This is a genomic window from Micromonospora inaquosa, assembly GCF_003857055.1.
Classification (GTDB): Bacteria; Actinomycetota; Actinomycetes; order Mycobacteriales; family Micromonosporaceae; genus Micromonospora; species Micromonospora inaquosa.
This window is the reverse complement of record NZ_QGSZ01000198.1, coordinates 54,887-77,183: the sequence shown is the minus strand read 5'-3', so window position 1 is coordinate 77,183 and position 22,297 is coordinate 54,887. Positions and strand designations below refer to the sequence as shown.

The 22,297-nt window shown below is 68.0% G+C and carries 18 protein-coding genes; 14 read left to right on the top strand and 4 right to left on the bottom strand.

Features of this window, described 5'->3' with window-relative positions:
• Positions 1-252 precede the first annotated feature (252 nt).
• Complete coding sequence (locus DLJ59_RS13770) at positions 253-3,678, bottom strand: NACHT domain-containing protein (protein ID WP_124772903.1); 3,426 nt, start codon at positions 3,676-3,678, stop codon at positions 253-255.
• 215 nt (positions 3,679-3,893) lie between these two features.
• Positions 3,894-4,604 (bottom strand): DUF4386 domain-containing protein, encoded by a 711-nt coding sequence (locus tag DLJ59_RS13765; RefSeq protein ID WP_124772902.1) that lies wholly within the window; start codon positions 4,602-4,604, stop codon positions 3,894-3,896.
• Positions 4,605-4,715: 111 nt separating this feature from the next.
• On the opposite strand from DLJ59_RS13765, the gene DLJ59_RS13760 reads away from it, so the two are divergent.
• The 3 genes from DLJ59_RS13760 (at position 4,716) to DLJ59_RS13750 (ending at position 8,291) form a co-directional block, all read left to right on the top strand.
• Entirely contained in the window at positions 4,716-5,405 is a 690-nt protein-coding gene (locus DLJ59_RS13760) for a TetR/AcrR family transcriptional regulator C-terminal domain-containing protein (RefSeq protein ID WP_124772901.1), read from the top strand.
• Positions 5,406-5,865: 460 nt separating this feature from the next.
• Complete coding sequence (locus DLJ59_RS13755; RefSeq protein WP_124772900.1) at positions 5,866-7,113, top strand: ATP-grasp domain-containing protein; 1,248 nt, start codon at positions 5,866-5,868, stop codon at positions 7,111-7,113.
• Positions 7,110-8,291 (top strand): MFS transporter, encoded by a 1,182-nt coding sequence (locus DLJ59_RS13750; RefSeq protein WP_124772899.1) that lies wholly within the window; start codon positions 7,110-7,112, stop codon positions 8,289-8,291. Before DLJ59_RS13755 ends, DLJ59_RS13750 begins: the two co-directional genes overlap by 4 nt.
• Before the next feature lie 227 nt (positions 8,292-8,518).
• On the opposite strand, the gene DLJ59_RS13745 is transcribed toward DLJ59_RS13750, so the two are convergent.
• On the bottom strand, positions 8,519-11,353 hold the full coding sequence (locus DLJ59_RS13745; protein ID WP_158630833.1) for an AfsR/SARP family transcriptional regulator: 2,835 nt from the start codon (positions 11,351-11,353) through the stop codon (positions 8,519-8,521).
• 201 nt (positions 11,354-11,554) lie between these two features.
• Between DLJ59_RS13745 and gntA the strand changes: the two genes are divergently transcribed.
• The 9 genes from gntA (at position 11,555) to DLJ59_RS13700 (ending at position 20,214) form a co-directional block, all read left to right on the top strand.
• A complete protein-coding gene (gene gntA, locus DLJ59_RS13740) occupies positions 11,555-12,304 on the top strand; it encodes a guanitoxin biosynthesis heme-dependent pre-guanitoxin N-hydroxylase GntA (RefSeq protein ID WP_341869588.1) in 750 nt (249 codons plus the stop codon).
• Positions 12,301-12,783: a GNAT family N-acetyltransferase gene (locus DLJ59_RS13735; protein ID WP_158630832.1), complete on the top strand. Its 483-nt coding sequence runs from the start codon at positions 12,301-12,303 to the stop codon at positions 12,781-12,783. The genes gntA and DLJ59_RS13735 overlap by 4 nt, the downstream gene beginning before the upstream one ends.
• Before the next feature lie 17 nt (positions 12,784-12,800).
• On the top strand, positions 12,801-13,571 hold the full coding sequence (locus tag DLJ59_RS13730; protein WP_124772895.1) for an SDR family NAD(P)-dependent oxidoreductase: 771 nt from the start codon (positions 12,801-12,803) through the stop codon (positions 13,569-13,571).
• Positions 13,571-14,605 (top strand): inosamine-phosphate amidinotransferase 1, encoded by a 1,035-nt coding sequence (locus tag DLJ59_RS13725; RefSeq protein WP_124772894.1) that lies wholly within the window; start codon positions 13,571-13,573, stop codon positions 14,603-14,605. The genes DLJ59_RS13730 and DLJ59_RS13725 overlap by 1 nt, the downstream gene beginning before the upstream one ends.
• Positions 14,606-14,651: 46 nt before the next feature.
• On the top strand, positions 14,652-15,272 hold the full coding sequence (locus DLJ59_RS13720; RefSeq protein WP_124772893.1) for a LysE family translocator: 621 nt from the start codon (positions 14,652-14,654) through the stop codon (positions 15,270-15,272).
• Positions 15,273-15,316: 44 nt separating this feature from the next.
• Positions 15,317-16,027: an MOSC domain-containing protein gene (locus DLJ59_RS13715; RefSeq protein ID WP_158630831.1), complete on the top strand. Its 711-nt coding sequence runs from the start codon at positions 15,317-15,319 to the stop codon at positions 16,025-16,027.
• Positions 16,028-16,088: 61 nt separating this feature from the next.
• On the top strand, positions 16,089-17,126 hold the full coding sequence (locus tag DLJ59_RS13710) for an inosamine-phosphate amidinotransferase 1 (protein ID WP_124772891.1): 1,038 nt from the start codon (positions 16,089-16,091) through the stop codon (positions 17,124-17,126).
• A gap of 293 nt (positions 17,127-17,419) precedes the next feature.
• The gene (locus DLJ59_RS13705) at positions 17,420-18,121 is read left to right on the top strand and encodes a 2OG-Fe dioxygenase family protein (protein ID WP_124772890.1); all 702 of its coding nucleotides are present in this window, start codon (positions 17,420-17,422) and stop codon (positions 18,119-18,121) included.
• Positions 18,118-20,214 (top strand): molybdopterin-containing oxidoreductase family protein, encoded by a 2,097-nt coding sequence (locus DLJ59_RS13700; protein ID WP_124772889.1) that lies wholly within the window; start codon positions 18,118-18,120, stop codon positions 20,212-20,214. Before DLJ59_RS13705 ends, DLJ59_RS13700 begins: the two co-directional genes overlap by 4 nt.
• 87 nt (positions 20,215-20,301) lie before the next feature.
• Here DLJ59_RS13700 and DLJ59_RS37395 read toward each other — a convergent pair whose 3' ends face one another.
• A complete protein-coding gene (locus DLJ59_RS37395; protein ID WP_244236007.1) occupies positions 20,302-20,502 on the bottom strand; it encodes a hypothetical protein in 201 nt (66 codons plus the stop codon).
• Here DLJ59_RS37395 and DLJ59_RS13695 point away from each other — a divergent pair.
• Both DLJ59_RS13695 and dapF read left to right on the top strand, forming a co-directional pair.
• Positions 20,494-21,285 carry an iron-containing redox enzyme family protein gene (locus DLJ59_RS13695; protein WP_244236006.1) on the top strand — a complete coding sequence of 264 codons (792 nt, stop codon included), beginning with the start codon at positions 20,494-20,496 and terminating at the stop codon, positions 21,283-21,285. The genes DLJ59_RS37395 and DLJ59_RS13695 overlap by 9 nt on opposite strands.
• Positions 21,282-22,184, top strand: coding sequence for a diaminopimelate epimerase (dapF, locus tag DLJ59_RS13690; protein WP_124772888.1), 903 nt, complete (start codon positions 21,282-21,284; stop codon positions 22,182-22,184). The genes DLJ59_RS13695 and dapF overlap by 4 nt, the downstream gene beginning before the upstream one ends.
• Positions 22,185-22,297 lie beyond the last annotated feature (113 nt).

The following is a 22,297-nucleotide window of genomic DNA, read 5'->3' as shown; positions in this document are numbered from 1 at the left end:
GCCGATATTTCGCCCCCACAACCCTCTTGGTGGCCCCGGATGAGGGCCTGACCTTCGGGTCCGGTACGGCTGCTCCCGGCGCCCGCGCGCGCGAGCGCCTCATCGACGTCGGTGACCCTGAGCGGCTGGTTTTTCGGCCCGGCGAGGTCGGTCGAGGGCGCGATCGTGACGGTCCGGCGCCCGGTCGCGTGTGGCGGGACGGTCTCCGGGCCGCCGGGTCTGCTGCACCGGTAGGTGATGGCATGACCGGTGTCAGTGCCCGCCAGACGCCACGCGGTCCAGGGCGGGGTGGCTGAACATGACCGTCACGGCGGTCCTCCAGAGCATGTGCAGCGGAGACGGGGCGTTCCCGATGGCCTCGATCCGACGGGCAATCGTTTCGAATTCGAGCCAGCCGAGACGTTTCACGTCAAGATTCCAGCCGAGGAAGATTTTGAGCAGCAGGAACCATACAAGCGGATTAGGCAGGTCGTGGTCACGCACGATTGTGGAGAGGGAGCGACGCCCCACCTGCGGGCTTGACCCGACGAGGGCATTCATCGCCTCGAAACGGGCTCGGAAACTCATCGCCGGGTTGTCCGCGATACGGGCGAGCCGATCGGCCGAGTCGCCGAATGGCAGAAGGAGCGTCAGCGCGGCGCGCAGCGAGCGGGGCGTGTCCGGGTCACCAGCCAGGGCTGCGCAGAGGTCGAACGAGCGCTCTGGCACGGCCGGAATGAAGGAGGTGTATTGAATCGGCGTCGCTGGGATCCCGCAGACGGTTTCGTAATGCAGTTCGCCATGACGTTCGAGCTGCCGTAAGGGCTCGTCCGCGGCGGGGCCGAAGAGCATCGCCAGGGACGTCGCGGCTGCCACCCGGAAGCGGGCCGGCATGCTGGGGTTGGCCACGACGCGTTCAAGCTCCTCGGGGTCGCTGAAGTGTCGGCCGAGCCAGGTCGCCGCGTGCAGCTCCCGCCTGGGCCTCCCCCGTACGGCGAGATCGTGCAGTGCGTGTCGGCGCTTCGCTGCTGCGGCCCGCACGTGCGCCCAGGCTTTTGTCTCGTAGCCCCTCTCGTAGCCCCAGGGCTTGACCGAGCGCGGTTCACCGGCGAGACGTCGAGCAGCGGCCCGAGAGAGATTCGCCCCGACCGCAGGCGACTGGAGCCAGGGAAGTTGGGAGACCGGCTCCCGCCAGAAGCCCGTCGCATTCGCTGCCGCGAGACTCGCCAGCTCGGTGATGCTCCCCGCCTCGGCAAGACGGGCGGCGCAGCCGTAGGTCCGAGGCAACGGCTCGTGCCGGTCGAAGATCGCCCGCAGGATCGGCACGCCACGGGTCTGGTCGCGGGCGAACACCTCAGCCGCCGCGAGATATTGGAGCCAGTCACTCCCCGTGTCCGCGGTCTCCTCCTGTCTCGCGGTCATCGTCACCAGCGGTTCCAGGTCACCTAGGTCGGCCAGAATCTTCCCGCCCGCAAGCTGGACGAGCCGGCCCACACCGGCTTCCTCTACCAAGGCTCGTAACGGGGTGAGGCTACCGTCGTGGGCCAAGCGCTCAGCGGCTACCAAGCGCTGCATGTCGCTGAAGTCGGGGTCACCGGCCCGCCGGGAGAGTGCTTGCCGCCCCAGGCCGCCGAGCGCTCCGCGTTCCCGACCGGAAGGGGGGCCGAAGAGGTTCTTCGTGCGCGGGTCGACCTGCAAGCCGCGGGCTCGCAGAGCGTCCACGGCCCAGGTGGCCGGTTCGGACGCGAACTGTTCGGCAGCATGCCGGAGCTGAGCGACGCCGACCGGGCGGTCGACGTCGATGACCACGTCGGCCAGCACCACCCGCGTCCACTCCGGCACGTCATTGTCCCCTGCCATGGCGATCAGACGCCGCAGTACGTCTTGGTCGACGCTCAGCTCGCGCAGCACGCGCAGGGCTTCCGGCGCGGTGGGGGTGTCGTCGCCCAAGTGAGCGGAAAGGCCGTCCAGCACTGTGGCCCGTGTCGGGTCGTCTACCGGAACGCCGACGGCAATCATGTCGGCGGCCGTGATGATGCCCTCTTCAGCTACGAGAGAGCGGACCATCGCATCCGCGTCGGGGCGGCGGGCCGCAACGAAGGCGGCCAGGCTGCGGGCCGCGGGGTTGGCGGCCATGACACGCCAACGCGCGGTGTCGAGCCTGCCGGCCATAGCCCGCGCAAAGAGGAACTCGGCGAAACTCTGGTGCAGAAACGCGAACTGCCCGTGCCGCATCCCGAAGAGCCCGGTGCTACGCAGTAGGTCCTCAGTCTGCCTGCGGGCGTCGGGAACGGTATCGGTCAGACGATGGGGCGCGTTGGAGTCAAGCCAGGCAAGGGCGGCGCTGCACAGGTCGGCGTTCGGCTGGGCGACGCGGGCCACGCCGACGGCGTCGAGCATGCGAGCGATCACCTCGTAGAAGTCGTCTTTCAACCACGTGGCGATCGCGAGGCCGGCACGGCCCCGTCCCTGCAACGCATCCACCAGGGACGCTTTCGCCTCCGAAAGTTCGTGGCGGCCGTCGAGGAGGTGCTCGACGAACCTCGCGTAGAGATGAGCGCGACTGGCCGGCAGGGCACCCCCGTCGGCCTGCTCGTAGACCATCACCGCAATCGTGGCAAGCAGCGGAACGCGGGCCACCGGGCCGAGCCGGGCACCCGCCACCCGGGTGAGGAAGAGGGCGGCCTCGCGCGCGGCGGCCTCCGGGTCGTGCGGCAGGCGAGCGGTGAACCAGCGCCGCGCGAAGTCGGCGAGATCAGCCCGGTCGAAGGGGCGCAGCTCGTACTCGGCGACCCATGCATTCCTCAGCGTGGCGAGTTCGGCGTCGGGCAGGGGGCGGGACGTCACCAGGAAACGATGAGTGACGTCACCCTCGCGGAGGAGGCTGCGCAGTTCCCAGAGCAGGCGTGAACGATCGTGGGCGTTCACCACCTCGTCGACGCCGTCGACGATCACGTGCCAGCGTCCGCCGGGCACCGGCGGCTCCGCGAACAGCTCGGCATCCACGGTGATACCCAGGTCGCGGGCGCAACTCAGCGTGAGCGCATCGAGCAGCGACCGCCCTACCAGGTCGGTGGCGGTGACCGAGATCGCGAGCGTCCCGAAGTCCCCGGCGGTCAGCGCCCGACTGGCGATCGCGGCCGTAACGGTCGCGGCAAGGGTGGACTTCCCCGATCCGGCTCCGCCGAGCAACAGCCCGTGCCCGTCACTGGTAAGCACGTCGTCAACGCTCACGAGCGCTCGGTGCTGCCCCACACTCACGCCGCCGAGCGCGGGACGCTGTCGGACGTAGACGTCAGGCAATGCAGGCGCCGGCCAGCCGACGAAGAATCGGTACCGATGTCGGGCACCATCGTCTTTGAGTCGCCGCGTCAGCCCGATAATCTGCGGATTGACTACCGGAGTCGGGCCCGGACGGCTACGTCGCAGAGCGACCATCAACGCCGCCGCACCCACCGCCGAGGCCGCCCACGCCGACGGCTCGACCAGCCAGGCCGGCACGGCCGGAACGAGACGAAGGGCGAACAGGGCGACGCAAAGCGTCAACAACGGCCAGGGCAACCGGCGTGGGCGACCGGTAGCTCCACGGGCACGGAGCTCAGCGCGAATTGCCACGAGCAGCGCGGCGACCCCGGCGGCAGCCCCCACCATGGAGGCAATCTGGTCGCCGGTCTCCAGCCAGGCCGCCGCGCGATCCATGCCCGGATGGTAGCCGCGCAATGACGCGTAGGCCGGACGGCGCTCGGCGACATCGCCGCCGTGCTCCACGACGCCGGCCCCCGCCGACAAGGCCGAGGTCTACCGGCAACACAGACTCCGGCCGAACTACCAGCCTGAACACAAACGGTGCGCGCCGCAGTGGATCTCAGCGCACACCGTGGGCACATTGTTTGTGTCCGAAGGGGGCGTCGCGGCTAGACGGTCACCGGCGCGGCCACCGGTTGCCCGTCGGATGGCGCCTGGTCGTATGCGTGGCGGCGGACGCCGCGCGTCAGTAGGTAGCCGATCATCCAGAACTCACCGATCGTCGCGGGAGCGACCAGAAGGTCAGCGATGGCCTGTGCGTCGGGGGCGAGGTATCCGATGAATGCGCTGAGCAGGTATCCGATGCCGCCGCCGACGAGGATCCAGCCGAGTGGGCGGGGCATCCAGTTCGAGCGGAGCACGCAGCGCCCCATGGGGATGAGCCAGAGGCCGAAGAACAGCGCTCCGACGCCCCACAGGTTGCCGCTGGTCAGGTAAAGAAGTTGGACGGTGGCCGCCGCGTCGCCGACCGGGTCGAGCGCGAGGTCGACAGCCGTGGCGAGCAGTGCCGCGCTGACCAGGACCACGACCGCGTTGATGAGGCCGAAGGCGGCGATGGCGCCGGCGGCAAGCCGGTCCGCGGTGCGGAACAGTCGGTAGAACCATGCGGCGGCGAGGGCCTGGCTGATGACGATGAGCAGCTCGAAGGCGACTCCGACGCGCGCGAGTGATTCGTGCTGGACCAGGTTGGCGAGCGTCGCGTTGGGGTCCTCGGCACTGAAGAGTCGCGGCCGGATGAGCAGAAAGCCCAGTGCGCCGGCGAAGGCGAGGGCGAGGTAGAGCAGCCCGGTCACGCGGGCCGTACGGACAAGCGCGGGCATGGTGGCTCCTTTGGGGCCGTACCGGCGTGGTGGTGGTCGCGCTCCGACCACCATCCTTACAATGTAAGGTAACCATACGATGTAAGGTGCCGGCAAGAGGTGGGAGGACAGGTGGCAGCGAAGGCAGTTCGGCAACCGCTCAGCCGCGAACGCGTACTGGCAGCGGCGGTTGCCCTTGCGGACGCTGAGGGGGTCAAGGCGCTGACGATGCGTCGCCTCGCTGCCGACCTCGGTGTCGAGGCCATGTCGCTCTACCACCATCTGCCCGCCAAGGAGGCACTCCTCGACGGCGTCGTGGAGACCGTGGTCGCCGAGATCCATGCGGCGGTTGGCGGCAACGCCACGAGCGATCGGGATGAAGACTGGCAGACCCGGCTGCGCCGACAGTTCCTCGCGGCGCGTCAGATCATGCTGCGTCACCCGTGGGTGCCCGGGCTGTTGGGCTCGCGTCGCACCATCCCCGTCGGTCTGTACGCGTACTACGACGGGATCGTGGGCACCCTGCTCGGTGCAGGGTTCTCGCACCGCCTCGCGCATCGGGCGATGCACGCGTTCGGCAGTCTGCCGCTCGGGTTCGCGCAGGAGATCTTCAGCCCGTCGTCAGCTGGCGGGAGCATGGAGGACGACGTCGCGGAGGCGGACCTGGCCGCGATGGCCGATGCGCTACCGCACCTGACGGCCATGGTGGCCACCGAGATCCACGACGTCACCGACCCCACCCTCGGTTGGTGCGACGGCCAGACCGAGTTCGAGTTCACCCTCGACCTGCTCCTGGGCGGGCTGGAACGCCTCCGCGCCTGAGGACGATCGCGAACTCGTAGCGGGCCGTGACGAGCACCGGGAACGAGCCGAACGAGCCGGCGCCAATCCTGCCGTACTGACAGCGGCGTACCGGTACGGCTGGGTGAAGGCGTCAGCTATCCGTCGCGCCTCTGCCGCGCTGGAAACCCGCGTTGAACGCCTTCGCCATCACCTTCAGCGACCGCTTTCCAGCCGCTGAAACCTACTACCCAAGATCACCGGAAACACTCTTAGCGAGACAGGCGGCGCGCTCCCCGATTAGGCGTTCAGGCGGGCCCTGCGGTCTCAAGGTGGTCCGTATGGAACCAGTTTAGTTGCCACCTCATAACTGGATAGGTTTCCGGGCGGATTGAGTGTCTGTTGTGGAGGCTGGTAGCTTGGCCGAATGTGTCCGTCTGTCCAGCCGCCGCCGTCGTCGTCGTATGACGATCGTTGAGCAGTACAAGACTCAAGAGGAACGATGACATCAGTACTCATCGTTGAACCGGTATCTTCCGGCAACGAGCTCGTCGTCCGAGCCGCAGCCATGGGTTGGAACATCGTGGTGGCGAGCTTCGATGCCGAAGACCGAACTCTGACGGCGGCGACCAAGGATCTGGCATCCACCCTCGTCCAGGTAGATACGAATGACGCACACGCCATCGTTGAAGCGGTGAGTCGCTCGCCAGTGGGGGCCGGGCTCGATGGTGTCGTAGCCGGTTCGGAGTTTCACGTCGAGATCGCGGCCCGAGTTGCGGAGAAACTCGGTCTGCCGGGCCTGACCACCACCGATGTCGCGCTCGTTCGGAACAAGGCCAAAATGCGTGAGGCGCTGCAACGCGCCGGCGTCCGGTCGCCCCGGCACCGGGAGGTGGCCTCCCGCGCCGAGGCGGAGCTCGCGTGCGCGGCGCTGACGTTCCCGGTGGTGGTCAAACCGGTTGAGTCGTCGAGCAGCATCCATGTCTTGAAGGCGCACGACACGGCCGAGGCTGTGCGGGCGTACGCAGCCATCGAGGCCGATGGCATGATCGACCTTGGCAGGCCGCTCGGTGACGAGGTCGTCATCGAGGAATACGTTTCCGGCGACGAGTACAGCGCCGACGGATACGTTTGGCGCGGCGAGGTGCGCATCGCCGCAGTGACCAGGAAGCTCCTCGGCCCCGAGCCGACCTTTGTCGAGCTCGGTCACATCACACCCGCTCCTCTGGGACCCAACGATCTGGGCGCGATCGAGCGGTACGTCGGCCAGGTGGTCCGGGCAGTCGGGCTGGAAAATAGCGTGTTCCACTGCGAGATGCGCCTGTCCGCGAACGGACCGGTACTCATGGAGATCGCCGCACGACTGCCGGGAGACCAGATCGTGCACCTGGTAGCCGACGTCACAGGTGTGTCGATGGCGGACGCCGCCTTGTTGATGGCGGTCGGCGCGAACCCGGAGACCTGCCTCGATGAACACGCGGCAATCGGGGGGGCTGCGGGGATTCGCTTCGTGGACCCCGGCAGCATCACCGCCTACACACGTATCGAGGGATGGGACGACGTGCCGCGCTACGCCGATGTCGTGGAGCGAAAGGTGCTCGTCCCCGCCGGCGAGCAGATTCCCTCGACCTATGAGGCCCTCCGACGCGTGGCGTATGTCCGCTATCGCGCTTCCGATCCAGACGCCGCTATGACGGTCAACGAGCGACTGGGCCGGGAACTGCGACCGGTTGCAGCGTATTTGTCGTGAGTATCGCGAAGTACTATGCGATGCGGTTCGCCAGCTGGCTGTGCGACTACCTGGTCCTGTTCGCGGTACCAGTGTTCGCCTACAGCGTGACCGCCGATGTGCGCTGGTCGGGCGCAGCGGTCTTCTTCCAGTGGGGACCGAGGCTCCTGGGACTGTCGGCAGCGATCCTGCGGCTCGACAACATACGGCAGCGGACCTTGATGGTCGTGGCGGATCTGACCAGGACCGCGACGGCGCTGGTGGCTGGGCTGATGATGGCGGTGTATCCCGGTGCGGTGTTGCCGGTGCTGATGATATTCGCGATGGTCGTGGGCCTCTGCTTCGAATTGACCTTCGTCGGGGGCGAGAAGATCGGACTGTACTTGGTCCGCCCCGAGGGGCAGGAGCGATTCCAATCGCAGCTGACCGCCTTCGAGCAGGCGGCGATGGTCCTGGGGCCGGCGGCGGCGGGCGTGGTGCTGTCGTTCCCACCGCCGGCGCTGATGTTCGTGGCGGCGGGCCTGTTCGGGGTCTCGCTGCTGATGTCGATATCGGTCCCCTCGGGCGGCACGGCGCCCACTTCGACAGCGAAGCGCACCCTACGCGCGACCGTACGCGGTGCGCTCGAGGACCCGGTCCTGCGCCGGATCGTCCTGGTCACCATGGGCCTGAATTACGTGCTCGCGCTGATCAACGGGGCTGCGCCCCAGATCGCGTTCGGAACGTTCGGGACAAGCAGCAGTGAGCTGGGCCTGATGTACGCGGCGAGCAGCGTGCCGGCCATCGTCGGCCTGTTGGCCTTCCACCGGCTGACCTCGCGTGTGTCGCTGTCGACGATCGGGATCGCTGTCGCGGTGGGGATGTGCCTGGCCGCGTTGGGCGTCGCGCTGGCGGCCCAGCTGTGGGTTTTCGCTGGATGCCTCGGTGCGTTCCTGCTGCTCGACTCGTTCTTCAGCGTGTACATCCGGGTCGTCAGAGCGCGTCGGGTGCCACTGGAGAACTACGCGGCGACCGTGGGGCTTTTTGGCATGCTGCTGATTGTGCCGATGCCGCTCGCGGGGCTCACACTGGCCGCCGTCGGGAATCTCATTGACCCAGCGGTGCTCATCTCGACGTCCGCTGCGGCCGTGTTCATCGGCGCCGTCATCACCTTACCGAGAGGGCCAGCCCTCCTAGTGGCCCCCGTCGCCCTGCGGTAGGGACGACCCGCACCAGTCACGACTCCTGGCCCCGGTCAGGCTGCTGCGAACTTTCCGGACAGTGCTTGGAGCCCTGGAGCGGGGTGCGGCAGGTATGGGCCGCCTACTCCCCCGCGGCCCGCAACGGCGCCGACGTGACCCACACGCTGAACGAGGGACTGGCGTCGTTGCGGGCGCACGAGGAGTACCTGAAGGGCCTCGGCCAACCCGCTGGGCCGGCCGGGCGATCAGTGCCGCCCGCCGATCCCGGATTGCGCCTGCTCGAGACCGGTCAGCCTTTCCCGCACCGTCTCGGCGTCGGGGTGGTTCAGCTCGTCGAGGATGACCACGGCCTGCTGCCAGCATTCCTTGGCACCCGCGAAGTCGCCCATCGTCATCAGAGTGTTGCCGAGGTGGTGCTGGCTGTCGGCCTCGGCGTAACGGTTCGCGGCGTCCCGGTTCAACCTGATCGCCTCGCGGTAGCACTCGATCGCCTCGGCCGGATGACGCAGTTGGTGGTTGATGTAGCCCAGGCTGTCCCAGGTCGCCGCCTGCCCAGACAGGTCGCCGAACTCCCGCAGCACCACCAGGGCCCGGCCGCAGTGGTCCTTGGCGGCCTCGTACTGCTCCAACATGGCCAGCGACCAGCCGACATTGTTGAGCGAGACCGCGTGCGCCAGCCGGTCGTTCGCGATCTCGGCCAACATGAGGGCGGCCTGATCGTGGTCGAGCGCCTCGCGGTGGCGGCCCTGCCGCTCGAAGACGCGCGCCAGGGCCAGATGCGCCTGGGCCTGATCACTCGTCGAACCGACCTCGCAGGAGAGGTCGAGCGCACTCCGGCTGTGCGTGTAAGCGTCGTCGTACCGGCCCAGCCAGGCATGGGCCACCCCGGTGCCGCGGTGCGCCTGACCCATGGCGCGCCGGTCGCCGAGCCGCCGGGCGGCGTCCAGGGCAAGCCGCTGCGTGTTGATCTGGTCCCGCCAATGGCCCTGGCGGTTGAAGTACTCCATCAACGATCGAGCGAGGCTGCACAGGCTCGCGTCATGACCCTCGTCCCCGGCCCGGCGAACGAGGTCGAGCAGCATCGCGTGCTCGGCGGTAAACCACTCCACCGCCTCCCGGGCCGTCGTGATCCGGGGAAACCCGGCGTCCGGGCCCTCCCCAGCCTCCTGAGACAGATGCGGCTCGAGCAGTACGGCGGCGCGGCGTGACAAGGTCACGTAGTGGGTGAGCAGCCGGCGAACAGCGGCGGACCGCTCCTCCGCGCTGTCCACCGCGTGGACCAGCTCCATCGCGTAGCCCCGGAGCAACTCGTGCAAGGACAGCCGGGTCAGCTTGTGCTCGCTGACCATCTGAGCGTCCTTCAGCTCATTGAGCAACGTCCGCGTCGCGGGCAGGTCCAGCGCCGCGAGGTGGGCCACGGCCAGTTCGTCGATGTCCGGACCGGGCGAGAGCGCCAGCAGGCGGAACAGTCTCGCCGCGGCCGGGCTCAGCGTCCGGTAGGTCCACACGAATACGACGTGGACGTCCCTCCCGGCCTCAGCCTCGGCCGGCGCCCCGGCCGATCCAACCGCCGCGTCGAGCTCGTCGGCGAGCGTACGAAGGTCCAGGTCAGGGTGGGTCGCGGCGCGTGCGGCGACGAGGGCCAGGGCGAGCGGCAACCCGGCGCACCGGGCGATGAGCCGGTCGACGGCCGCGCTGTCCGCCGTGACCCGGGCGGCGCCCAGCCGGTTGGAGAGCACCCGCCTGGCCTCGTCGCACGGCAACGGGCCGACCGCGATGGGATAAGCGCCCTCGGTCGCCACGAGGCTGGGCAACGCACGGCGGCTGGTGACCAGGACCAGGCAGTCGGGGGTGCCGGGCAACAGGGGCCTGACCTGGTCGACGTCACGCGCGTTGTCCAAAACCACGAGCATCCGGCGACCAGCGACGCAGCTGCGGTACAACGCCGCCTGTGCCTCCAGGCTGACCGGGATGCTTTGCGGCGGCACCTGGAACGCGTCTAGGAACATGCGGGTGACCTCTTCCGGCCGCACCACCACGCCGCTCGGCTCGAAGCCCCGCAGGTTGGCGTAGAGCTGCCCCTCCGGGAACTGCTGCGCCACCCGGTGTGCCCAGTGCACCGCCAGTGAGGTCTTGCCTGATCCAGCGGCACTCCAGAGGACGCACAGCGCGGGCTGCTTCTCCGCCTGGGAAGTTTCGAGGATGTCCGACAACTGGGCCATCTCCGAGTCGCGGCCGGCGAACCCCCGGACGTCGATCGGCAGCTGCGCCGGGACGACCAGGGGCCGGCGCGGTGCGGGCCCGGCGACGGCATGGGGCGGGCGCCGGGGCGGGATCCGGACCTGCGGTGCGAGAACGGCGTCACGGCTGATCGCCGGGCCGGTCGGTCCCATCCGGTCGCCCTGCAGGATCGCCTGCTGCACCCGCTGCAGCTCGGGGCCCGGCTCGATGCCGAGCGCCTCGACCATCTGCCGGCGCACGGCCGCGTAGCGGTCGAGGGCCTCGCTCGTACGCCCAGCAGCGTACTGGGCCTGAATCAGCGTCGCCGCCAGGCTTTCCACCAGCGGATAGTCGTAGGCCAGCACGTTCAGCTCCACGATGACCGCCTGGGGGTCCCCGATCGCCAGCTCCGTCCGGGCCCAGGCGACGACGGCGTCCAGCCGCTCCAGCGTCCACGCGTCCCGAGTGCGTTCCGCCCAGGCGCTGGTCAGGCCGGCCAGTGGCTCGCCGCGCCACAGGGCGACGGCTTGCCGGAGCAGCCCCCGCGCTTCGGCCTCGGAGCACAGCCGTCTGTCGGCCCGCTTCACCAGCCCGCGGAAACGGTGCAGGTCGATGTCGTCGGGCGCCATGTCGAGGCGATAGCCCCCGGAGCCCAGCAGCAGCCGGGCCGGATCCCCGGATCTCGTGTCGATCATCTCCAGCAACCGCCGGATGCGGGTGATGTGACTGTGCAAGGTGCGCCGCGCCCGCTCGGGTGGCTCCTGGCCCCACACCCGCTCGACGAGCACGTCGGCCGGCACCGTCCGTCCGACCTCCACGGCCAGCGCGGCCAGAACCGTGCACTGTTGCGGTCTTCCCATCGACGAAGGTCGACCCTGCGAGCGACCTTCCACCGGCCCAAGAATCATCAAGCCCACAATGCCCCCGTTGATCGCCTAAGCCGGACAACCCCGCGGCTCAGGCCGTACCCCACCGTGTCAACGCCACTGTCAACTCGCCGTCAAGAAATCAGCCTACATCACTGACCATGCTTGTCCAAGGCAGATGGAGGGGGGCCATGTATGTGCCTGAATCACGGTGGTGCCACCAAGTTACGGGGTATTTCAATGGCTCGACAGGATGAGTTTGTCCAGAAACCTGGACTTCTGACATCAGCATTCGAGAATTGGATTGACGGCACCACTTTCTCCTGCCTCGGTGCACGCGCGTCGGTACGCCAGAAGCAACTATCTTGCGTCGAACTGAAGTCGATGCTCGACGCCGACAGCACCCGTGAACTGCACCGAGAAATTGTCGGCTTCGTCGACCAGACCCGGCTGCACGAGACCAGGTTCAGCTCTTTCGCGGCCATCTTCGAAAATCCGCGGCGGCTGAGCGAGACGGAATTCGAGCACACCCTCTGGGCGCAGCTCGCCATGCTTCGCCAGGTGGATCGGGAGAAGTACGCGTGGGCGCCGGGCGTCTCCAGTGATCCCCATTCCCTGGACTTCGCCTACAGCGTCGCCGGACATCCGTTCTTCGTCGTGGGTCTGCACTCCCAGGCGTCGAGGATCTCCCGTCGGTTCACGCACCCGGTGCTCGTCTTCAACTCCCACGTCCAGTTCGACCAGTTGAAGCAGGAGGGGCTCTACGCCTCGCTCCAGGACAAGATCCGAGCCCGCGAGCTGCGGCTTCAGGGGTCCATCAACCCGAACCTCGCCGACTTCGGGGAGCAGCCGGAGGCTCTCCAGTACTCGGGGCGTCCGCAGCCGGCGGAGTGGCGGTGCCCGGTCTCGGGCGGGTCGGCGACGTTCGACGAGAGTTCTCGGTGAACACCTCCGTCAGTCAGGCTTCCCTCCTGTCTCTGCGACGAGCCCGCCGGGCGGACGCGGAGGCCCTGCACGACCTGTCCGCTCCGTTCGTCGCGCTCGGTCGGCTGCGTCATCGCGACGTCGTTGAGTTCGCCCGGCGTCACGCCGACTTCCTGGTCGTCGAGGACGACAACCGGATAGTGGCCTGCGCCGGCGTCCAGCGCTTCGGGGGCGACTGGGTCCTGGACAACCTGTGCGTCCACAGCAGCTTCCAGGGCCGCCGGACCGGAAGCCTTCTGCTCGAACGGACCCTCCAGGAAGCGGCCCGGTCATCGGCGCGTGCGCTGTACGCCGCGTCCAGCCCGACCAACGCGTGGTTCCTCGGACACGGGTTCGTTGAGGTCGAGCCGGCTGCCGGGCCTCGGCGCTGGGTGAGCCAGCTGGATCCCGCGCGTAATTCCGTCGTCTACCGCCGCTGGATCAGACGGTCGTCGGCCTAGGGAAAGGGTAAAAAACAGTGACAGAGCTGCCTTCTGCGATAGTGACCGGCGCGTCGTCGGGTTTCGGCCGGGCCGTCGTCGAGCGACTGGTGAAGACCGGTCGGCCCGTCGTGGCGCTGGCCCGTCGCACCGAACGGCTCACCGAGCTCGCCGACCGCCTCGGCCACGACCTGGTGCATCCGCTGACCGTCGACGTTCGGGACGGCGACGCCGTCGCCCATGCTTTCGGCGACCTGCCCGCACCGTTCTCCGATGTGGGCGTCCTCGTCAACAACGCCGGTCTCTCGAAGGGCTTCGGCCCGATCCAGGACGCCGAGCTGCGCCACTGGCGCGAGATGGTCGACACGAATGTGCTGGGGCTCCTGCACTGCGTCCGCGCGGCCCTGCCCGTCATGCTGGCCGCCGGCCGCGGCCACGTGGTGAACATCGGCTCCATCGCCGCGGTGTACCCCTACCTCGGTGGGAACGTCTACGGCGGCACCAAGGCGTTCGTCCACCAGCTCAGTCTCAACATGCGCACCGATCTGGAGGGCAGCGGCATCCGCGTCAGCTGCATCGCCCCCGGCATGGCCCGTACGGAATTCGCTCTGACCCGGTTCGACGGGGATCAGGAGCGGGCAGACGCCTTGTACGACGGTAGCGACCCGCTCACCCCGCAGGACATCGCCGAGGCGGTGGAGTGGTGCATCTCCCAGCCTCAGCGAGTCAACGTGAGCCTCATCGAGCTCATGCCCACGGACCAGCCTTTCGGCCTCAGCTTCCGCCCGAGTCAATCCAAGGAGCAGTGATGACGCGCACCGTCTGGAGTGTCAACGACTGGGATCCGCTGGAGGAGGTCATTCTGGGCTCCGCGGCCGGACTCACCCCGCCTCCGGTGGACGTTTCACTGAGGCACTTCTTCGAGCCCCCGGCGGACGCCAAGGACGAGCGGATCGACGCCGGCACGCTGCAACGCGTGGTGGACGAGACCGAGGAGGACTTCGCCCTGCTGACCGAGACGTTGACGAGTGCCGGTGTACGGGTGCGCCGTCCGGACGCGACCGCCGTGGGCCGGCGTTACGCCACTCCGGAGTGGGAATCCGTCGCCATGCACGCGCTGATGCCGCGGGACTGCCTGCTGGTGATCGGCGACCGCATCATCGAGGCACCGATGCCGATGCGTGCCCGCTACTTCGAGACCGCCCCGTTCCGGCGCCTGCTCCGGGAGTACTTCGACGCGGGCGCCTCCTGGTTCTCGGCGCCGAAGCCCCTGCTGCCCGACGAGACCTACGTGTACGAACCTGGTGCCTCGGTCGTGGCGGAGCATGAGCCGTTGTTCGACGCGGCCAACATGCTCCGGTGCGGGACCGACATCTTCTTCAACGTGAGCAACACCGGCAACCGGCGGGGGGCGGCCTGGCTGCGCCGGCAGCTGGGCTCGGACTTCCGGGTGCACGAGATCTCCATCTGCAGTGATCACGTCGGAACGACGTTGCACATCCTGCGGCCGGGGCTGCTGCTGGCCAACTCGGAACGCCTCACCGCGGATCAGATTCCCGCCCCGCTGCGGTCCTGGAAGACCATCTGGGTGGACACACCAGAGAACGACGGCTATGCCTTCGACTGGCCGCGCGCGTCCGTCTGGGTCGGTATGAACATTCTTGCCCTCGGCCCCGACACGGTCGTGGTGCCGGCCAACCAGACCCGGGTGATCAAGCAGCTGGAGAACGCCGGCATCACCGCGGTCCCCACCAGCTTCCGGCACGGCCGCACGTTCGGCGGCGGACTGCACTGCTGTTCCCTGGACGTCCGCCGGCGCGGCGAGCTCGAGACGTACCTGTGACTCCGTCGCGCCGGCGACGCTTTCCTGAACAGAAAAGGCCAGCGAGTTGACGCTCACCATCCTTGCCTCGTTCGCTCTCAGTGCGTTCCTGCTGAACCTGAGCCCTGGGCCGTCGATCCTCTACGTGATGTCGCGCAGCGTCGTCAACGGGCGGATCGCCGGAGTGTTCGCGGCCTTCGGGCTGGCTAGCGGGAGTGCGATGTGGGCGCTCCTGACGGCGATCGGCGCGTCCGCCCTGATCGCCTCGTCCGAGCTGGCCTTCACGGTGCTGCGGTTCGCCGGTGCGGCGTACCTGCTCTATCTGGGCATTTCGGGGCTCCGTGACCAGCCATTCACGGTACGAACCGAGAGACCGGCCAGGGTGTCCGGCTTGCGAAGCTACCTTCAGGGCTTCCTGGTGGAGGGCACGAATCCGAAGACGGTCACCTTCTTCCTCGCCCTGGTCCCGCAAATCATCGTCAGTCTCGACGATCCGGGCCTGCTGGTCCTGATCGGGTTCTGCCTGATCGTTCCGCTGACCGCCCTGCCCATCGACGTCACCGTCGGGGTGACCGGAGGCACCCTGGCCTCCAAGATCGCCACACGTCCCCGGGTGGGGCGTGCGCTCAACTACCTGTCGAGCGCCGTCCTCATCGCCCTGGCCAGCCTGGTGCTGTTCGACCGATGACCCGGCCCGGCCAACCGTCCGGGCCTCGCGCGAAGGAGTCTCTCGTGTTCGCTGTCGAGGCGACAGTCGAAGCGCTCTACCGGTATCCGTTCAAGTCCATGCGGGGCGAGACGGTCGATGACGTACGGCTGGGCAGCCGCGGAATGGCCGGCGACCGCGAGTGGGCCGCCACCTTCCCGGATGGGCGGGTGGGCAGCTGCAAGACCTGGAAGCACGTCCGTCGCCTCGACGGCCTGCTCGCCTACGCGGCGCGCACACGCCACGGTCGCGTCGAGGTTCACGCGCCGACCGGCGCCGTGCTGACTGCCGGCGACCCCGACCTGGACGCGGCGCTCACGGCGTTGGCCGGTGAGCCGGTGCGGGCTTCCCGGGAGTCGGGCACACCTCACTTCGACATCGGCGCGGTCCACCTGATCTCACGGTCGGCCCTCACCGCGCTGGCGGCCGAGGTGCCGGGAGGAAGCGTGGTCCCGGTGGCCCGCTTCCGGCCCAATATCGTCATCGCCGGGGAGTGGGGGCCGGGATTCGAGGACGACTGGATCGGCCGCGAGGTGTCCATCGGGGAGACCACGAGACTCGAGATCACCGAGCAGACCGAGCGGTGCGTGACGGTCACGCTGCCGCAGCCGGGCGTGCCCCGCGACAAAGAGGTCCTCCGGGTGCTGGCGGAAAGGAGAAACACCAACTTCGGGGTGTACGCGAAAGTCATCCGTGAGGGCTCGGTGCGGTTCGGCGACCGCGTCCGCGTGAGCTGAAGGCGGTCTTCTGACGCCGGTGACAGCCCGGCTACCTGCCACCTGATCGAGGGGATTGCCGATGTCCGTGAACGCTGTGTGGAGCAGTAACGACTGGGACCCGCTGGAGGAGGTCGTGCTGGGTACGGCCGTCGGCTTCACTCCCCCGCCCGTGGACCCCTCCCTCCGCCACTTCTTCGAACGACCCGACGAGGCGGAGCGTGAGAAGATCCCCAGCGCGATGCTGGATCGAGTCGTCGACGAAGCGGAAGAGGACTTTCACGAGCTCACCGCGGTACTCGAGTCGCACGGTGTCGCCGTTCGACGCCCCGAACGCCCGGTGGCGGGACAGCAGTATTCGTCACCGAACTGGGCGTCCGTCGCGATGCATGCGCTCATGCCGCGAGACTGCCTGTCGGTCATCGGTGACATGCTGATCGAGGTCCCGATGCCGATGCGGTCCCGGTACTTCGAGGTCTTCCCGTTTCGCGACCTGCTGCGCGAGTACTTCGATTCCGGAGCCCGATGGCTGTCGGCGCCGAAGCCGAAGCTGCCTGACTCCACGTACATCTACGAGTCGAATGCCTCCGTAGTTGCCGACGATGAACCCTTGTTCGATGCCGCGAACCTCTTGAGATGCGGGTACGACATTTTTTTCAACGTCAGCAGCACCGGTAACCGGCGAGGTGCGACTTGGCTCCAGCGAACTTTGGGGCCGGATTTCACGGTGCACGAGATGTCCATCTGCGCGGATCACGTGGACACGACACTGCACATTCTTCGGCCGGGCTTGCTGTTGGCCAACGCCTCTCAAATGACGCCCGAAATGATACCGAGCCCGCTGCGGAGCTGGAAGACGCTGTGGGTCACCGATATCGAGGATGACGGTTTCGCTTTCGACTGGCCACGAGCTTCTCGCTGGGTCGGGATGAACCTCCTCGCGCTCGGCCCGGATCGTGTGCTCGTCCCGTCCACCCAGGTTTCCCTAATGCGTCAGCTGGAGCAGGCCGGGGTGGAGCCGGTACCCGTGCGGTTCCGGCACGGCCGTTCTCTCGGGGGCGGACTGCATTGCTGTTCTCTCGACATCCGGCGGCGGGGAGAGTTGGCCAGGTATTTCTGACCAGGTCGGCGGCGGTCCTCGATGCTAGCGGCACCGCGTGCTTCCGTGCGCCCATTTGCCGTTCAACATTTTTCGCTAAGTAAAGTTTCGTACGGACGGTCTTGACGTCAACGAGGTCCACTGGCTACCGTTTACATAGTCCAATGTAAATGCTTGGATCTTTATGGGGTGAGGAACGAGTCGGCGACGAATCGGGTTGCCAACGACGGTCCCTGAGTCATCTCGTCGCCACCCAGATTCGGCCAATCGGCACTTCTCCCGAACAAGACTGCTGAACAGAACGGAAGACTTGCATGTCAACACTCGCCGACGGCTATGACATCATTGATCTGCCTCCGATCTCGCAGGAGGTGCTGGACAGCTACGACAATGTCCCGCTCGATGTCTACATGGGAAACCAGACGCGTTACAAGCGCTTCTCGCAGTACAAGCTCGACCACACCTCCGACGCCTGGACGTTCGAGCTGCTCGCGCACCGCCCCTACGGCCAGTCCCGCAAGTACAACACCGTCGCGGGCGGCATCATGCGCGAGTACGAGCCATTGCAGGCCGACTTCCTCCCCTACCTGCACGCGGTCGCCGCCAGCCTGCCGCTGGACCGTTCCGAGAGCTGGCAGGTGAACGTTCATCAGAACCGCAGCCGCGCCACGGAGGCGAAACCCGGGCTGGTCACCCCGGAGGGCGTCCATAAGGACGGGCACGAGTACGTCGCGATCCTGGTCTTCAATAGGCACAATGTGACCGGGGGCGAGATGCGGCTGTGGAAGTCCCTCGACTCCTCCGAGCCGTTCTGGCGTGGCACCGTCCAGCCTGGCCATGCTGCGCTGCTCGATGACCGCGCCGTCGCACACGACGTCACAGATCTGCACCCGGGTATCTCCGGCCAGGAGGGGCACCGCGACATCGTCATCGCCGCGTTCTCGCGCTGGTCAGAGCGTTGGTACGGTGAGGAGCACGACCAGGCGGTGCTCGACAGCGAACCCTTGGCGCCATGAGGGCGACGGGTGGACGTGTCACTGTGGTCGACCGTGAGGTTTCGGGTGGATGCCCGTTGGACTGCCCGGATGCCTGCAGCTGGATAGTTGGCGTCCGCGACGGTGTCGCCGTCACGTTGCGTGGTCGCCCCGAGCACCCCTTCACCCACGGCACTCTCTGCGTGAAGGTCAACCAGTACCTCGACCACGCGGCGTCGCCCGATCGTCTCCGTCATGCACTGCGTCGCACCGGCCCGAAGGGCACCGGCAGGTTCACGAGGATCAGCCTGGACGTGGCGTTCGACGAGATCGCCGAACGGTTCGACCGGGTTCGTCACGAGTACGGCGGCGAGTCCATCTGGCCGTACCAGGGAACGGGCAACCTGGGGTACCTCCAAGGGCTCCAGGGCCAGGCCGGCGCACGGTTGTGGAACGTGCTCGGCGCCTCCGAGCACGACATGACGATCTGTTCGGCGGCGGGGCTGGTCGGCGCGGACCTCGCCACCGGCACCCACCGGGGCATCGATCCGGAGTCGCTGGCCCACTCGCGGTTGATCTTGCTGTGGGGCGTCAACACCCTCACCACAAGCCATCACCAGTGGCGGTTCATCAACAAGGCACGCGAGCAGGGCGCGTACGTCGTCGCGATCGACCCAGTGGCCACAAGGACCGCCCAGCAGGCCGACGAGCACCTGGCACCGCGGCCCGGTACCGACGCCGCCCTCGCGCTGGGCCTGCTCAACGTGGTGGTCGCCGCCGGCGGGGCGGACCGTGACTACCTGGCCGACCACACACTGGGGTGGCCCGAGTTCCACGCCCGCATCGAGCAGTTCCCTCCGGAACGGGCCGCGGAGTTGACCGGCGTTTCCCGCGCGCAGATCGAGCGGCTGGGGGAACGGATCGCCACCACCAGACCCACCGGCATCCGCGCCGGCAGCGGGATGCAGCGCCACGCGGGCGGCGGCGCGGCCGTCCGCGTGCTCGCCTGCCTGCCCGGCGTCACCGGTGACTGGGGCAGGCTGGGTGGTGGCCTCACCTACTCGACCGACGGGTACTTCGGCGGGAACCGGGAGGCGCTCCTCCGCAGCGACCTGCGTGCGGCGCCGGTGCGGCGGCTCTCCATGACCAGGCTCGGCCAGAACCTCCTCGACCTGACCCCGCCGGTCAAGGCGCTGTTCGTGTACGGGGCCAACCCGGTGGTCAGCAACCCGGATCAGCAAAGCGTTCGCCAGGCCCTCGCCCGCGAAGACCTGTTCACGGTAGTCGTCGACCACTTCCAGACCGACACCGCCGACTACGCCGACATCGTGCTGCCCGCGACCATGCAGACCGAGCACCTGGATGTCCTCGACGGCTACGGCCACATGTACATCGCGTGGAACGAGCCGGCGACGGTCCCTCCGGGCGACTGCCTGTCCACGACGGAGATGTTCCGCCGAATCGCCAGGCACATGGGGTTGTCCGAGCCGAGTCTCTACGATTCGGACCAGGAGTTGGCGGCCCAGTTGCTGGCCTCGGACCATCCATCGCTGGACGGTATCGATGTCGAGTCCCTACGCCGAGACGGGTGGGCGAGACTGAGTTATCCGGCCGATTTCGTGCCGTTCGCCGACGGCTTCCCGACACCGTCCGGCAAACTGGAATTCCGGTCCGAGCGAGCCGTGGAGGCTGGGTTCGAGGCAGTGGCGGGATACACCCCGCCACGCGAGTCGACCGACCCGGAACTGGCCGCGCGGTACCCGCTCTCACTGATCGCCGGTGCCTCGCACTTCTTCCTCAACTCGGTCTTCGCCAACAAGCCGGAACTGCGGCGCCGGGCTGGTCCGCCACGGGTCGAGCTGCACCCGGGCGACATGGCGGCTCGTGGGCTCACCGACGGCACACCGGTCGTGGTCTTCAACGACCGCGGTTCATTCGTCTCCACCGTGTACGCCTCCGCACACATCCGCAGCGGAGTCGTAGCGACCACAAAGGGCCATTGGATGAAGCTCACAGGCGGCTCGACCGTCAACGCGACGGTGAACGAGCGGGACGCCGACATGGGCGGCGGTGCGGTGTTCCACGACAACCGCGTCGAGGTCGAGGAATGGCAGCCCTCCGCGGCGCGAGACTGATATCAGACGACACATTATTTCCATGGGGGTACGACCGTGCAACGAACAGCTTCTGTCGTCGACGACATCTCGGACTGGCTGTCGATATCAGCGGATCAGCTTGACCGCGCGGTGCGCGGTGCGCTGCGGGAGCAGGTTCTCGAACGGGTGGGAGATCTGAACGACCGCGCTACCGCGGGTGACCCGGATGCATTTTTGCAGCAGCAACAGCTCCTCGCCCGAATCTATGATCTGGGGTTGCGGATCGCTCCGGGTGAACCGAGCGCCGAGGGATCGGTCGTGATTCACGAGATCGCCCGCCTGGTGGAGTCCGCCACGGGCGCCGCAGAGGACGCCCGCATCGAAGCCGGCCTGCTGGACGGCATGCCGACCGAACCAGCCGCTTACGTCTCCTGGTTGAAGTCGCTGGCCAAGCAGCACCGGGTGTACAAGCATCCCTACTACACCGATTTCATCAGCAACCACGCCGACTCCGAGGACCTGCGTCTGTACATGATCCAGGAGTCGGTCATCGACGCGAGGTTCGACGACCTGCTCGCCCTCATGCAGGTCGGTACCGACGGTCCCGCGAAGATGGAGATCGCGGCGAACTACTGGGACGAAATGGGCAACGGCCGGCCGGACGAGGTGCACACCACGCTCTTCAAACGGATCTTCGAGGTCTTCGACGTGCGGGACGACGAGGTCGCCGACCGGCTCACGGGCACGGCGCTGCTGTCCGGGAACCTCGCGGTGATGCTGTCGCGCTACCGGTGCCGGTACGCCGAGGCGGTCGGCTACCTCGGGATGACCGAGTGGCTGGTGCCGGACCGGTTCGTGTGCGTCGTACGCGCATGGGAGCGACTGGGGCTGCCGGAGGTCGGGATCACGTACCACAGGCTGCACATCACTGTCGACTCCCAGCACGCAGCCGGGTGGTTCCACAACGTGGTGAAACCGGCGGCGACCTCCGAGGCCATGCGTATTGGCATCGCACGCGGGACCGTGTGGCGGCTCAACTCGTCCGCTCGCTACCTTGACGAGCGGCTCGCCGAGACCGCCCCGCGGTGGGCTGACGGCAGCCGCAGGTGACCTCGCCGCGAGGGACAGGCCTTCCGCGCTTCGCGAAGTACCAGGCGATGGGCAACGACTACCTGGTCGTGGATCCGGAGGACGGGCTGCCCGCCGCACCGGCGACAGCGATCGCGATGTGCGACCGGCACTTCGGGATCGGCGCGGACGGAATCGTCTTCCGGGGACCGCCGGCGGGCGCGGGCCAACCCATGCCGACCCGGTTGTTCAACCCGGACGGGAGCCCCTGCGAGCTGAGCGCGAACGGGCTGCGCATTCTCGCCCTGCACCTGTCCCGAGGCGGCGCTACGGAGTTCGTGCTGGACACGGGGTTCCGCCACACCGGTGTCCGGGTACTGGACCGGTCCGCAGGGCTGGTGTCGATCGACCTGGGTCGTCCGGACTTCGACGCGGACGCCGTCGGCCTGGTCGGGGGTTCCGGCCCGGTCGTCGACCACCCGTTGCCCGTCGCCGGGCGGACCCTTGGGGTGACCTGCGTCCACAACGGAAACCCGCACGCGGTCGTCGTCCTACCGGCCGAGGACGAGTCGGCCGCGCGGGACCTGGGGCCGCTGATCGGCCGGCACTCTGCGTTCCGCACCCGGGTCAACGTGGAGTTCGCGGTGGTGCGTGACCGGAGTTCGCTCGAGGTCGTGGTGTGGGAACGCGGTGCCGGGCCAGTGCTCGCGTCGGGGAGCGGGGCCTGCGCGGCGGCAGCCGCGGTGCGGCGTCTCGGTCTGGTGGGCGACGAGGTCGACGTCCGGATGCGCGGTGGCGCCGTCACCGTGTCCGTCGACGCCGGCGGCGCGGTCCGGCTGACCGGACCGGTCGAGGAGGTCGCCACCGGACGGGTCTCCGCCGGACTCGCCGCTCGCGCGGGTCGACCGACCCGCCCGGTGCCGACATCAAGCTCCTCCTGACGAAGCAGGAGCCGCCACGGTGGCGGCGTGGCGGGCGCACGGAAGTCGCCGGGGGTAAAACCCCGTTTGTGCGGCCCATTCCGGCAACGTTGGCGGAAGGGTGATCACCGTGT

Coding starts and splice junctions, on each gene's coding strand:
- DLJ59_RS13770 (WP_124772903.1), bottom strand. CDS start 3,678: ATGGATCGCGCGGCGGCCTGGCTGGAGACCGGCGACCAGATTGCCTCC.
- DLJ59_RS13765 (WP_124772902.1), bottom strand. CDS start 4,604: ATGCCCGCGCTTGTCCGTACGGCCCGCGTGACCGGGCTGCTCTACCTC.
- DLJ59_RS13755 (WP_124772900.1), top strand. CDS start 5,866: ATGACATCAGTACTCATCGTTGAACCGGTATCTTCCGGCAACGAGCTC.
- DLJ59_RS13745 (WP_158630833.1), bottom strand. CDS start 11,353: ATGGGAAGACCGCAACAGTGCACGGTTCTGGCCGCGCTGGCCGTGGAG.
- gntA (WP_341869588.1), top strand. CDS start 11,555: ATGTGCCTGAATCACGGTGGTGCCACCAAGTTACGGGGTATTTCAATG.
- DLJ59_RS13725 (WP_124772894.1), top strand. CDS start 13,571: ATGACGCGCACCGTCTGGAGTGTCAACGACTGGGATCCGCTGGAGGAG.
- DLJ59_RS13710 (WP_124772891.1), top strand. CDS start 16,089: ATGTCCGTGAACGCTGTGTGGAGCAGTAACGACTGGGACCCGCTGGAG.
- DLJ59_RS13705 (WP_124772890.1), top strand. CDS start 17,420: ATGTCAACACTCGCCGACGGCTATGACATCATTGATCTGCCTCCGATC.
- DLJ59_RS13700 (WP_124772889.1), top strand. CDS start 18,118: ATGAGGGCGACGGGTGGACGTGTCACTGTGGTCGACCGTGAGGTTTCG.